Here is a 13224-nt window from a genome sequence, read left to right as displayed (position 1 = left end):
ATGTGTTTGTATTTGGAGATTTATGATTATCTTTTATTTCTTTATTTGTTAGTTGCTTTATATATGGATGTTCGTTATCAGAAGCTACCGAATTGGCTTACGGCGGGGGCGATGGCGGTCGGTCTTGTGTTCCATTTAATCATGAATGGCATTGATGGCCTTATTTTTTCAGTCTTAGGTTTACTAGTTGCAGGTCTTATTTTCTTACTTTTATATGTATTTAAAGCTTTAGGGGCAGGAGATGTGAAACTCTTTGCCGGAATCGGAGCATTAATTGGGGTTGTCAATGTACTCAACGTCATGATGTACTCGATCATTTATGCCGGATTAATTGCCATCGTCTTGTTAGTCTTTACAAGAACTTTTTTACGACGTTTAGTCACAGGTTTGTTTGCGATGATAAGCAGCTTGACGTCAAAGGATTTATCACATCTAGAAACATTTAAAGCGACAAAGGCGACTCGTTTTCCATTTATGTATGCCGTCGTACCTGCTGTTATAACCGCTTATTATTATTTAGGAAAGTTTTAATTGGAAAATGAGATAGGAGGAAAAAACATGGGAGAAAGCAAGACAATCTTTGGTTTGAGTTATGATTACCACGAGAAAAACGGACAATATTTACTTTTTACTAAAAAGAATCAGCAAGAGCTAACTGAGGAGAACCTCATTCATCTACAACTACGGATGATGCAATCGAACCAAATACCAAACCTTCTACCATTATCTGTAGAGGAAATTGATTTTCACTTAAAGCTGTATTATGACATTACGTCGAAACGTCAATTAAACGTTTATTTAACTCAACATCCGTTATCCTCACATGAGTTTTATCAGTTGTTTATGAACATCCTCACGACACTTGAGCAGAGTAAACTCTATATGCTGAATGAACATCAGTACATATTAAAGGAAGAGTTTATTTATCTCGGCAAAACGTCGCAGCAACTGTATTTAACGTATGTACCGGTGGAAAGTTTAGAAAAACAAACGACGACAATGGAAGATTTAAAGGAATTATTAGGTTCACTTGCAAAGAAAGTCGATAGTTTACAAGGAAGTGAGCTAAATACGATTAACCAATATATTGAGAATCCTTCCTTTAATTTAGCTGGTTTGAAGGAATTATTATTGGAACTTCAACAATTAAGACCCAACCCTTATCAAGGTTACCAATCGATGAATCCACAGCAGCCACATCCAGAAAAATCCAATGGTTCATTCAATCAGCCACAACCATCTCCACAGGGGCATGAAAATAGTTTTGCTTATGAACAAGGTCAGGAGCAAAATGAACCATTTGATCCATTTAGGCAAGACCCAGCCAAATCAAACAAAACGAGTGCAAAGGAAAAGAAAAAGAAACCAAAAAATAAAGAAAACAAGCAGCAAGGTGAGCCATTAACCCAACGAATTAAGCTCTATATCGGGGTTGGAGCGGCCTTAGCGATCGCGTTAGTGTGGAAGTTGTTTGAGACGATTCCGACACAAGGGGTGTTTTATACAGCTATTGCTTTAAGTGTCTTATTGCTTGTTGCCTCTGTTTATTTTATTTTCTTCTTTAAACCAGGAGTAGCTAAGGAAAACAAATCGAGGAAAAAAGGTCAACCGAGTAAAGAAGTCGCTGCGTCAAAAGAACAGAATCAGCCTAGCAATGGTTATTATCAACAAATGCCTCAAGGAGTAAATAGCAATGGATATGCCAATGGTTCACAGTCAACCTATGTTTCTTTTAACCAAGGAGTGAGTCCGCAATCACAAAGCTATCAACAACCAGCTGCGACACAAGTTCAACCTACCTATCAAGAAACGGCAACAGCCACAGCGGTCGCAACAAAACCTCAAGTGATGCCTTCTTTTAATGAGGAATTAAGTTTAGGAGCACAAAAGTCAAAACGAAAGCCGAAACCTGAGCCGGTTGCTTTTATGGAAGATGATCAATCGTTAATGATGGATACAGGTTTACTATCAGAAAGTGATGACACGGTTCTATTAGGAGACGATGATTTTGATGAAGAAGTTGATTTTGAAATAACGAATCCTCATTTAGAGGTCGAGCGTGAGGGGGAGCTTGAGCAAATTGAACTCAATCAGTCTCATTTTACGATTGGGCGAAATGACGCAGCAGTCGTCTATGTGGAAGATAGCATTGGGGTTTCACGTGTCCATGTTGAATTTGTTCGCATTGAAGACAGCTTTGGTGTGAAAGACTTAGGTTCAAAAAATGGTACAAAATTAAATGGAGAAGCCCTTGTGCCATATAAAATCTATGCTCTCCAGGTCGATGATATTATCTCAGTCGGAAAAGTTGATTATACCTTTAAATGGGAGTAAGCCTTTATGACTTTTAATGAAAATTGGCAAATCGGTCTTGCTACACATACAGGACCAGTAAAAGATCGAAATGAAGATAATTATTTTTTACGAATGACGCTTGATCCAAAAGGCCAAGAGTTTGGAGTATTGGCGATTGCAGATGGCATGGGTGGATATCAAGACGGGGCCGAAGCGAGCAAACTAGTCGTCAAAAAATTAGACAGCTGGTGGCTAAAACGTGTCCCAAAATTATTGAAGAAAAAAAACTTACAACAGCATTTATCTAGTGAATTTGAAAAGCTTTTTGTGCAAATGAATCAAGAGCTTTTGCAAATTGGCTCCAAGCTTGGCACAACCTTATCATTAATCGTCATGTATGGTGGACATTATCAGCTTTATCATGTTGGCGATAGTCGTATTTATCAAGTTAAGGGGAGTCAAGGATTTCAACGGTTTATTCATCAACAGCAGCAACACGACATAAGCTTAGCGGAGCAGTTGACTGAGGAATTAGAAGGCGAAATTGAAATGGCTCTGTTAACCGAAGATCATTCCTGGGTTGAACAGCAAGTTAAAAAGGGCAAGTTAACAAGAGAGCAAGCGAGAAACCATCGCAAACGAAACATGCTCACCCAATGTCTTGGAATTGAAGAACATGTTGACCCATTTGAACAAGTTGGATTCTATCATTCTAGTGATTTATTTTTACTTTGTAGTGACGGGTTTTATTCGATGTTCTCCGATGAAGAAATTATTATGACTTTACAAGGGTTAGAAAAGGAATACACCGATTTGCAACTTATCGCGGATTATTTAGTGAAGCTCGCCAATTTCTCTGGTACAAGAGATAACATCACTGTTTTATTAGTTCGAAACGTATTTGCGAAAGACCAAGTGACAGAATCAGAACAGAAGAGCTTCTTGCAGTCCTTATTTAGTCGAACGAAGCGAGGAACACCGTAAAATGGCGAAACATGATATTCATTTCCAAGCCGGTGATGTCTTGAAGGAACGTTATGAAATCATTCGTCAAATTGGTGCAGGTGGAATGTCGGCCGTTTATTTAGCAAAGGACATCCACGATCACAACCAATTATGGGCTGTAAAAGTAGCCGATATGAAACAGAAAATCTCACGTCGCCTCTTTTCTGAAGCGAAATTGCTTAGTGAGCTTAACCATTCAGGCCTACCTCAAATTGCCGACTTTTTTGCTTCTGAAGACGAACGTTACTTTTTCCTCGTCCAGGAATTTGTTGATGGAAGATCATTGCTTGAAGTGTATGAAAATCAAGAAGAGCCTTTTTCAGAAGAAGAGGTTTTGAACATTAGCTTAGCTTTAGCCGAAATCCTTGATTATTTACACAGTCAACAACCAGCCATTATTTACCGCGATTTGAAGCCAGGTAATATAATGATCACAACAGATGGGCAAGTGAAGCTCATTGATTTTGGGATTGCCCGAAAGTTTGATGAAGGTAAGTTAAAAGACACATTACAAATTGGGACGGTCGGTTTTGCCGCTCCTGAGCAATTTGAAAAGCAGCAATCCGATACAAGAACCGATTTATTTACACTCGGTGCCTTAATGTACTATTTGTTAAGTGGCGGAAAGTTTGTCTACATTACCCAAAAGCCGATCCAGCACTTTCGTACAGGCTTAACAAAAGCGACAAGAACATGCTTGGAGGCTTTAGTGCAGTTGGAACCAGATAAACGTCCGCAATCGATTACCGAGGTGAAGGAGTATTTACGCTCTGGCTTAGTGCAATTGCAAAAGTCTACCTGGCGTCATCAACTGAACTGGTGGCTTATCACAAAATACTCTGTATCGATTCTAAGTCTCATAGCAGTGTGTCTTTATATATATTTTGACCAATTATAATAAGGAGAGGTGATTTATATGAATTGTCAAGCGTGTGGAAAAGAGTTAACAAATGCCGATAAGTTTTGTATTCATTGTGGTGCAAAGGTTGGGGAGAGTAGTGGAAAAGAGCCGACAGCAAACGTAGAGACAGAACCAACTAAAAAGGAAACGGCGGCAGCAATAGAAGCCGTGCATCCATCGCAAGCTCCAACAAGTGGCGATGAGACTGAGACCAATAAGGGCCAAAATGAAAAGGTCGAACAAGCGAAAAAGACTGCATCTGATTATTTTCAATTTATCACAAAACAACTAAAAGCACCGACAGAAACCGCAATTAAATATGAGAAAAGCAACTTCATTTTTGGATTCATCAACTTTGCTCTCATTTCGTTATTTTTTGCCTTAGCTTCTTATTTTCAATTTTCCAGTTTAGTGAGAGGTTTCTTGGGGGCAGGCGACTTTTTTGAACTGTTTTTCCAAGCTTTCTTTTCCATCGCTGTGATTCTTGTCGGAACGGCGGCCCTGCTATTTGCCGTGTTAAAGTTTGTCTACAAGATTGACTTAAAGTTTCATGACATCGTCAGTCAATACGGAACATGGTTAAGCATCCCGGTTTATATTGCTGCGGCTTACTTTCTTTCATCGGCGATTGGATTGAACGTCTTAACGTCACTAATCGTTGTTCTTCTATTAAGCCTACTTGTCGCGGTAGTTGCTCTTACTTTCTTTTATTACCGCCAGCAGATGTCAAAAGGTATTGACCCGATTTATGGACTTTTAATCGTCTTTGCAGGAGTAGCAATCATTTTAGCCTTAACAGCAGATTTTATTTTATCAGGTTTAATGAGAGCTATTTTTTAATTAAAGAATAACTGTTTTTTTATGATATAAAGCGGAATACCGGGAGACTCTTGCGGGAAAGGTGAAACACGGGGGACCCCACAGCGACTTTGTCAGGAGGCTCCCAGTTCACCCGCGGAACGCGTAGGGTATGGAGCTAGCGGAGTATGCTAACTAATGGACCCGCATTTTAACGAGTAGACCGTTTTTCAGAGGCCTTAATTTAATCAATCTAGCTACGCCTGTTAGAAGCTCGAGAAAAATCGGTTCGTCTAATGAAGACAAAGGGCGTCTTCAGTAGCCGCCCCTTGCCCACAGGACGTGGGTACAAGGCGTTGCGGCAGGATGGCGCGAACTTAGCGTTGATCCTTAATATTCTCGCTTCTGGGCAAACGGACTTCGCTTTTTAATCAATCTAGCTGCGTCCGTTAGAAGCTCGAGAAAAATCGCCCATCTGAGTGAAGACAAAAAGCGTCTTCATCAGCTGTTCTTATTTTTTCTCGCTTCTGACCAAACGGACTTCGCTTTTTAATCAGAAAAGGAGGGGAGAGCATTGGCGAAAGAAATACAATTTTCCAATGGAACGATTGTTTTGTTAGAAGATTCATTTTTAGTTGAATTAAATAAACACGGGACTAATGTGCAAGAGATCGAACAGCTCGATGAGTTAAAAAAACCAAACTCTCTGTTTTTCCCACTTGTCGAATATGAAATGGACGAAGAAAAAATCCGTCTTACATATAAAAAGTCACCTGGTTATTTTCCATTTGTAGATTTTTTACAAATTAATCAAAAAGAAAAGCAAAAGCTAGCGTTGGCCTTACTCGACATTCAGCAAATCGAGGGAACTCAATTTACGACTTCAGTTGAGCCAAATAATGTCTTTTTCCGCCAAGATGGTAAGGTGAAATTGTTACATCGAGGGATTCGTTCGGTGCTACCACCTGAAAAGTTGGAACGGAAAACCTTTTTATATCATTTAAAATGTTTAATTGTTTCCTTATTTTCAGGTGTTGATTTCCATCAGCTTGTCGAAAAAGGCTTTGTGGAAGGGAAAACATCTTCTCCACTTGTTGATGACTTGATTCAAGCTAAGTCAATTGAGCAATTAGTTCAAGTATTAAAAGGGGAGTATCCAGAGCCATCTGTAACGCCGGTTAAGGAAAAACGAGGGAGTTCTGTAGCTAAGAAAGGGAAGAAAAAGGTTACCGAAAAACCGCATCAAGAAAAGAGTGATCTAGGACAGAGCTCCAATAAAGTCGTGTCGAAAGCAAATGGTCGCTCATCAGATAAGAAAGTGGCGACTTCACAGACGAAGCAAAGTGCAAAGAGCGAGCAAGAGTCACCTCTTTTAGGACAGAATGAAGGAATCGATCAAGGGACAAGTTTTCATCAGCAGCCAAAAATGAACCCGAATCAGAGTCCCTTTCCTTCTTATAATCATGCACCAAATCAAGAATTTCAAAGTACAACACAGGGATATCAGTCGCCAGCTATTAAGGATGAACCTCAAGAAACAAAGAGTACATCTGAGGTATCTTCTTTTAAGAAGGCCCTCAATCGTTCGACAATCTTTATGATGGTCGGTGTATTAGTAATTGGACTAATTGTAGGTGGAACGATTCTTTATTTCTCATCCGTAAGACCAACCGCAAACGCGTTATCCACTGAAATGGCTCATAATGAAGCAACAAATGCTGAATTACGCTCGACAAACGAAGAGCTTGAAGCTGAGCTAGCCTCAAAGGAACAGCAACTTGCTGCATATCAAGCTCTGACAAATGATGACGTTGAGGACGCTATTACCGCTTTTGAAGCCCTCTCAGATAAAACGGCTGAAGATATGGAAGTGTTGGCCCAGTTATATAGGGAACATAATACGGTGGAAAGTTTGTTAAAGTCCTTTGCCTTAGCCCCTCAATTTGAAGATGGAGCGGTTACGGGTTTGTATCAATTAAACAATGATGAAGCTAATGAAGCCCTACAATCTTTGGAGTCTGACAATGCAACCGTTCGGCTGGAACAAGCCAGATTAAATGGTGAGGACGAGCAAATTATCGCTATTTATGAAGAAGAGTTAAATGAAAATGCACGAGCCAAACAATTAGCCGGCAACAGTTATTTGAAGCAGGACAACTTAGACAAGGCCCGTGAAATAGCCCTAGAACGTGAAGATAAAGGGCTGCAAATTCGGATTTTAGAAAAAGAAATCGCTCTAGTTAAAAAAGATGATGACTTAGATGATGACGAAAAAGAAGAACTCATCGAAGGATTAGAAGACCAAATTGACGATTTAAGTTGATAGGAAGTTTAGTTTGAATATGGCTCTCTGCCCCACAAAAACGATTTATTAATCATTTGCGGGGCTTTTTTATGTCAAATTTTAGGGGAAATGGGAAATTAATTTGAGAATGAAGCCTGGAGCAAGTTGGTGAACGGTGAAAAGGGAATCAAAGAGGGGTAATGAGTCCCGAAGCACTTGAATAAGAGCGTGAAAGGGAATCAAAGGCCCGCAATGAAGCCCGAAGCCATCGAATAAAAGCCGGAAAGGGAATCAAAGGCCCGCAATGAAGCCTGAAGCCATCGAATAAAAGCTGGAAAGGGAATCAAAGGCCCGCAATGAAGCCCGAAGCCATCAAATCCAAGCCAGAAAGGGAATCAAAGCCAGCCAATGAAGCCAAAAGCCACCAAGCAAGAGCCGTAAAAGGAATCAAAGGCCCCTCCAATGAATCCCAAAACAAGTCACACAAGAAGCTCAGAAGTAATAGCTTTCCCTATTGAGTGGATTTGATTAAATCCCTCCTAATAGGAAGTCTGATTTTTCGATATCCTTAGCCATGAATCAAATCAATACCATAAATTGAATCGCATTGACCTAGCTAGAACGATATACTATAATTAGACTGTTATGGACTGGAAATTTTAATGAGGTGAAGAGACGTGTTAGAACGTTTGCAATCAGTAGAAGACCGCTATAATCGGTTAAATGAATTGTTAAGTGATCCTGATGTCATTAGTGATTCAAAAAAATTAAGAGAATATTCTAAAGAGCAATCAAATATAGAAGAAACTGTTCAAGTTTATCGTGAGTATAAAGAAGTAGCAGAGCAATTAAAAGACGCGAAACAAATGCTTGAAGAGAAGCTTGATAATGAAATGTACGAAATGGTGAAGGAAGAAATCAATGAATTAAGCCCACGCCAAAAAGAATTAGAAGAGAGCTTAAGAATTCTTTTATTACCAAAGGACCCGAATGATGATAAAAACGTAATCGTTGAAATTCGTGGGGCAGCTGGTGGAGATGAGGCCCAACTTTTTGCTGGCGACCTTTACAAAATGTACTCTCGTTTTGCAGAAGCACAAGGCTGGCGTACAGAAGTGATCGAGGCTACTTCAACAGAGCTCGGTGGATATAAAGAGATTATCTTTATGGTCAACGGGGCTGGAGCTTATTCCAAATTAAAGTATGAAAATGGAGCACACCGTGTTCAACGTGTTCCTCAAACGGAATCAGGTGGACGGATTCACACTTCTACAGCAACGGTTGCGGTTTTACCTGAAGCAGAGGAAGTAGAAGTAGAAATCCATGATAAAGATATCCGTGTTGATACATTTGCATCAAGTGGACCAGGTGGCCAAAGTGTTAATACGACAATGTCTGCTGTTCGCTTAACGCATTTACCGACTGGAACAGTTGTTTCTTGTCAGGATGAGAAATCGCAAATCAAAAACAAGGAAAAAGCGATGAAAGTTCTTCGTGCCCGTGTTTATGATAAAATCCAACGAGAAGTTCAAGCCGAATACGATGAAACGAGAAAATCAGCTGTCGGTACAGGAGATCGTTCAGAGCGTATCCGCACGTACAATTTCCCACAAAGTCGTGTAACCGACCACCGCATCGGCTTAACATTGCAAAAGCTTGACCAAATTTTACAAGGAAAGATAGATGAAATTATCGATGCTTTAATTGTAGAAGAGCAAGCCGAGCAAATGAAACGAGCGGAAGACTAAGATGAAACAAATGACTGTGAATGGAGCCCTCAATTGGGCTTCTTCTTTTTTAGAGGCACAAAAGGCTGAGTGGGAAAAGCCAGCGATTGAATGGTTATTACGTCATCATCTTCAAGTATCGCGTTCGCAAATGTTTATGATGATGCATGATGAGGTCGAGCCTGAGGTGTTCGCGATATTTTGTGAGGATGTTAAAAAATATAGCGAGGGCATGCCGGTTCAGCATCTTATCGGCTATGAAGAATTTTACGGCCGCCAGTTTAAAGTTAGCCGTCATGTGCTCATCCCAAGGCCAGAAACGGAAGAGCTAGTAGTCGCTGTTTTGCAAAAAAAACAAGAACTATTTAGCAACAGTTGTGCTGTCTCTGTGCTTGATGTTGGAACTGGTAGTGGAGCCATTGCGATTTCGTTGGCACTAGAAGACGCACAAGTGAAGGTAGCAGCCGTTGATTTGTCAGCAGCGGCGCTCCAAGTTGCAAAAGAAAACGCTGTTCATTTAGGGGCACAAGTGAATTTTGAAATAAGTGATTTGCTGCAAACTCCTATGAATAGTGGGCAAAAATTTGATATCGTCGTCTCTAATCCTCCCTACATACCGAACGGTGAAAAGGCGACCCTTGCTGTCAACGTGAGAGAACATGAGCCTCACCTCGCTTTATTTGGCGGGGAGGATGGCTATGATTTATACCGACGCCTTGTGCGAGAGCTGCCATTAGTTATGAATGAGCGCGGTCTTATTGCATTCGAAGTTGGAGCCGGTCAAACGAAGGAAGTAGCGAGCATGCTACGGGAAGCTTTTCCACACGCGACAGTGGAAAGAGTGAATGACATTAATGGAAAAGACCGAATTGTACTATGTTATGGAGATTTACATTAGATGAATATGGAAAGCAGTGCTGACTTGGAGTTGGTGCTGTTTTTTTGTGGTATAGCTGGTTGAAAGGACAAAAAGGAGAGTTGGAGCGTAGCGAATGTCCAATAAAAGAGGGTTATAGGACAAAAAGGAGAGTTGGAGCGTAACGAATGTCCAATAAAAGAGGGTTATAGGACAAAATAAAAAAGAAACCGCCTTAACTGTCCCATTAGCATTTATGGCGGTTCAAAGTTTTATCCAAATTTGCACCCTGTTTAATGACTGTCACCATTTACTTGTCTACATAGTAGGAGCTTTTCCGAACACCGATAAGTTTGTATTTTTTCGTTAGCAGTCTTTGAAGAGTGCGTCGCTTTTGGCTATTTAATTTACACCATTCGCTAATGGCACTTGTGGTTAATTTTCTTTTGGGAAATAATAAGCGAAATTCCTTGATGCTCCGATTAGCAGCTTCGTAAAATTTTTCGCTATAATGGCAGTTTCTACATAGTAAATAATGGCCACTGAAATAAGTATTCAAACTATTGCACTTGCTACAAAAAATGCCTTTGTTCAATTGGGAATATTCATAGACGGGGATTCGAGAATGAGGGCTTTGCTTTAGATGAGAAGTTAATAAAAATTCAGCTAACTTTTTGTGAGAAGCTTTCATTTTTCTGTATGGTTGCTGTAATAATTTCTTTTTAAATCGGGTCATTAAAGGTGGAAAGATAAAATGAGGGTTATGTGGATCAGCTTGAAATAAATGAAATTCAGGATTGATGAAAATCACATAGGAAGTAATCGGTGGCGGTTGTAAATGATATTCCTGAAAAAGTTGTCTGAGTAGAGACTCACTACGGTTTAGTTGCTCTAGGGGGTTTTTTATTTCAAGTTTGTTATGGGTATAAAACCGGTTTTCTTCATAAATAAAGGCACCTTCGTAGTTTTTTACCTCAAATAAAAGGACGGAGCTTGGTGTAATGATAAGAGAATCCAGTTGAAAAATGGTTTTGTTTTTTTCGAGGAGGAGGTCATGGAGTTGAATCCAATCTTCGGGTAAATCTGCAGTCCATTCGTCAAATTCGCGTTCACCTTTAAATCCTTTTTCTAAATGGAGTATATGCTGATTGTCTTCTTCTGTTAAAAGCTGACCTCGTCCTTTTAAACTATGCCAAATTGATAATTCGATTGGTTTTTGTCGAGTTTTTTCAATCATTTCTGCCTCCTTTTAATAAAGTATCTATTATATTTTACTGAATTTTTTGTCTTTTTAGCAAGCTTTTTCGCTCATTTTGATAAAGACTGACGAAATTTTCTCTAACTATTAGTCAAAATATGATACACTACGTTTAAATGAATATATGTTGTAGAGTTTAGGTGCTCATTTAGAGTGAAAAGGGAATTCGGTGCGAGGCCGAAGCTGTTTCCGCAACTGTAAATGCTGATGAAATAAGAGATGACCACTGTCCATGAAAGAGTGATGGGAAGGTTCTTAGAGTAAAAGGAAGCATAAGCCAGGATACCTGCCTAATCTTGAATGTATTTGCTCTTCGGAAATTAAGAGGATTGTACGGTTATGTTTCCATCAGTCTATTTTTTATATGGATATTAGGGATACCGTCCGATTTTTTCGGGCGTTTTTTTATGGTTTTATATCGTTAAACAAACCGGCCTACCCATATGAGCTCACATAGATGATGAATCCACGTCAAACGACTCTCCTATAGGCAACATGTCCTTTTTAATCCCTTTTAAAAAAGCCAACTTCCATTAAAAGAGCAAACCACAGAACATTCATAAGGAATCGTCCAAGGAACGAGGTGATGATGTGAAAAAAGATATGAGGTATTTATGTTATCCGTATATGCGTGAATCGGCCTCAACCGTTGATTTTGAAATCAGAACCGATTCGATGACGACCCGAATAGGACAAGCGGTGAGTTTAGTAAAAAAGAATGCAAATTTGATAACGGTGTATGATCACTTAATGGAACTTTTGCCGATGGCTTATCATCTGAATGGTTCAGTCAGAGGGAAATTGGCGATTGAAGAGCAAGATTTAGCTCGGTTAAGTGACATTTACGACCTATATTTGGAGGTTGTTCACGAGCAAATTACGCAATTTTTATTGCCACAAGGATCCGATGCGGCATGTGCTCTTCATGTGTGCCGAAGCGAAGCGAAAAAATCTGTCCGAGCTCTACATAAAGTTAGTTTAGAGAGAGATGTACCGAAGATTTTATTTGATTACACTCATTTGCTCGCGAATGTCTTTTTTGTGATGGCGGTTTTTGTTAATCACCTTGAGGAAGTCCAGGAGATTCCATTTCAAAGCAAGTCCTATCCAATGAGAAAACCGAAAAACGAGGAGGAGAAAAAATGAATACAAAACAATGGACAAAGTGGTTAAGCATTTTTATTACAATTTTATTTTTAACAGCGTGTCAAACAGAAACAAATGAGCCAGGAGACGGAGCTCAAGGAAATGGTGACGATGTCGAGAGTTCTTACACGGTGACAGATGATGAGGGGACAGAAATTACCTTTGACCAAGCTCCTGAGACCGTCGTCTCGTTGCAACCAAGTATTACCGAAATCTTATTTGCTTTAGAAGTAGGCGATAAGGTCGTTGGGGCGACCGATTTTGATAATTACCCTGAAGAAGCCCTTGAAATTCAACGTGTATCTGATTCGATGAATATTGATGCCGAGGCGATTATTGCTTTGAATCCAGATCTCATTATTGCGTATACAATTGGACAAAGAGAAATGATTGAGCCACTTATTGATGCAGGAATTCCTATTTTTGTAATTGAATCAGCCACCTCTTTTGAAGATGTCTATGGTGACATCGAACAAATTGCGGCTATCATGGGTGTAAGTGAAAAGGGTGAGCAACTGAATGCGGAAATCCAAGCCCAAGTTGCCGCAGTTGAGGAAAATCTGCAAAACTTAGAAGATGAGAAGCAAATTTATTTTGAAATCAGCCCTGCTCCAGAAATTTATACAACAGGGGACGCCACTTTTCAACAAGAAATTATGAACAAAGCTGGTGTTGTGAATGTTTTTGCTGACCAAGAGGGTTGGATTAAATTAAGTGAAGAAGAAGTTGTCAGCCGTAATCCAGAAGCTATTTTTACAACCGTTCATTATGTTGACGACCCAATTGCTGAAATTAAAGCCCGTGACGGATGGGATGTAATCTCAGCGGTTCAAAATGACCAAGTCTTCCTCGTTGACGGTGATATCCTGTCACGACCAGGCCCGAGAATTGGTGAAGCAGTAGAACTATTAGCAAAAGAAGCCTATCCAGAGCTTTTTGAGTAAAAGTAGTTGA

At 39.8% G+C, this 13224-nt stretch carries 11 protein-coding genes and 1 riboswitch; of the genes, 10 read left to right on the top strand and 1 reads right to left on the bottom strand.

What is annotated here, in order from left to right; all coding sequences use genetic code 11:
- The first annotated feature begins 6 nt into the window (after positions 1 to 6).
- The 8 genes from BALCAV_RS12190 to prmC all read left to right on the top strand — a co-directional run bounded on the left by BALCAV_RS12190 (position 7) and on the right by prmC (position 9908).
- On the top strand, positions 7 to 531 hold the full coding sequence (locus tag BALCAV_RS12190; RefSeq protein ID WP_003324149.1) for an A24 family peptidase: 525 nt from the start codon (positions 7 to 9) through the stop codon (positions 529 to 531).
- Positions 532 to 558: 27 nt separating this feature from the next.
- Complete coding sequence (locus tag BALCAV_RS12185) at positions 559 to 2334, top strand: DUF6382 domain-containing protein (protein ID WP_003324150.1); 1776 nt, start codon at positions 559 to 561, stop codon at positions 2332 to 2334.
- A gap of 6 nt (positions 2335 to 2340) precedes the next feature.
- Positions 2341 to 3279, top strand: a complete 939-nt coding sequence (locus tag BALCAV_RS12180; protein WP_003324151.1) for a PP2C family protein-serine/threonine phosphatase — start codon at positions 2341 to 2343, stop codon at positions 3277 to 3279.
- 1 nt (position 3280) lies between these two features.
- Positions 3281 to 4198: a serine/threonine protein kinase gene (locus tag BALCAV_RS12175; protein WP_003324152.1), complete on the top strand. Its 918-nt coding sequence runs from the start codon at positions 3281 to 3283 to the stop codon at positions 4196 to 4198.
- 18 nt (positions 4199 to 4216) lie between these two features.
- Entirely contained in the window at positions 4217 to 5041 is an 825-nt protein-coding gene (locus BALCAV_RS12170) for a zinc ribbon domain-containing protein (RefSeq protein ID WP_003324153.1), read from the top strand.
- Between the two features lie 532 nt (positions 5042 to 5573).
- Positions 5574 to 7322: a type VII secretion protein EssB/YukC gene (locus BALCAV_RS12165; RefSeq protein WP_003323569.1), complete on the top strand. Its 1749-nt coding sequence runs from the start codon at positions 5574 to 5576 to the stop codon at positions 7320 to 7322.
- A 638-nt stretch (positions 7323 to 7960) separates the two neighbouring features.
- Positions 7961 to 9031: a peptide chain release factor 1 gene (prfA, locus tag BALCAV_RS12160; RefSeq protein WP_003323934.1), complete on the top strand. Its 1071-nt coding sequence runs from the start codon at positions 7961 to 7963 to the stop codon at positions 9029 to 9031.
- Position 9032: 1 nt separating this feature from the next.
- Complete coding sequence (gene prmC, locus BALCAV_RS12155) at positions 9033 to 9908, top strand: peptide chain release factor N(5)-glutamine methyltransferase (protein WP_003323933.1); 876 nt, start codon at positions 9033 to 9035, stop codon at positions 9906 to 9908.
- Positions 9909 to 10176: 268 nt separating this feature from the next.
- Here the strand turns inward: prmC and BALCAV_RS12150 are convergent, their stop codons facing one another.
- Entirely contained in the window at positions 10177 to 11103 is a 927-nt protein-coding gene (locus BALCAV_RS12150) for a nuclease-related domain-containing protein (RefSeq protein WP_003323932.1), read from the bottom strand.
- Positions 11104 to 11245: 142 nt separating this feature from the next.
- Positions 11246 to 11432: riboswitch (cobalamin riboswitch) on the top strand.
- Positions 11433 to 11715: 283 nt separating this feature from the next.
- On the opposite strand from BALCAV_RS12150, the gene BALCAV_RS12145 reads away from it, so the two are divergent.
- Complete coding sequence (locus BALCAV_RS12145; protein WP_003323931.1) at positions 11716 to 12270, top strand: hypothetical protein; 555 nt, start codon at positions 11716 to 11718, stop codon at positions 12268 to 12270.
- Positions 12267 to 13214, top strand: a complete 948-nt coding sequence (locus tag BALCAV_RS12140) for an ABC transporter substrate-binding protein (RefSeq protein WP_003323930.1) — start codon at positions 12267 to 12269, stop codon at positions 13212 to 13214. The genes BALCAV_RS12145 and BALCAV_RS12140 overlap by 4 nt, the downstream gene beginning before the upstream one ends.
- Positions 13215 to 13224 lie beyond the last annotated feature (10 nt).

The sequence above is a fragment of the Alkalihalobacillus alcalophilus ATCC 27647 = CGMCC 1.3604 genome, assembly GCF_000292245.2.
GTDB lineage: Bacteria > Bacillota > Bacilli > Bacillales > Bacillaceae_D > Alkalihalobacillus > Alkalihalobacillus alcalophilus.
The sequence above is the reverse complement of the archived record's forward strand: the minus strand, read 5'-3'. Positions and strand labels throughout refer to the sequence as shown.

Excerpts from the sequence above, each read along its gene's own strand:
- BALCAV_RS12150 (WP_003323932.1), bottom strand. The coding sequence starts at position 11,103 with ATGATTGAAAAAACTCGACAAAAACCAATCGAATTATCAATTTGGCAT.
- BALCAV_RS12180 (WP_003324151.1), top strand. The coding sequence starts at position 2,341 with ATGACTTTTAATGAAAATTGGCAAATCGGTCTTGCTACACATACAGGA.
- BALCAV_RS12140 (WP_003323930.1), top strand. The coding sequence starts at position 12,267 with ATGAATACAAAACAATGGACAAAGTGGTTAAGCATTTTTATTACAATT.
- prmC (WP_003323933.1), top strand. The coding sequence starts at position 9,033 with ATGAAACAAATGACTGTGAATGGAGCCCTCAATTGGGCTTCTTCTTTT.
- BALCAV_RS12170 (WP_003324153.1), top strand. The coding sequence starts at position 4,217 with ATGAATTGTCAAGCGTGTGGAAAAGAGTTAACAAATGCCGATAAGTTT.
- BALCAV_RS12185 (WP_003324150.1), top strand. The coding sequence starts at position 559 with ATGGGAGAAAGCAAGACAATCTTTGGTTTGAGTTATGATTACCACGAG.
- BALCAV_RS12175 (WP_003324152.1), top strand. The coding sequence starts at position 3,281 with ATGGCGAAACATGATATTCATTTCCAAGCCGGTGATGTCTTGAAGGAA.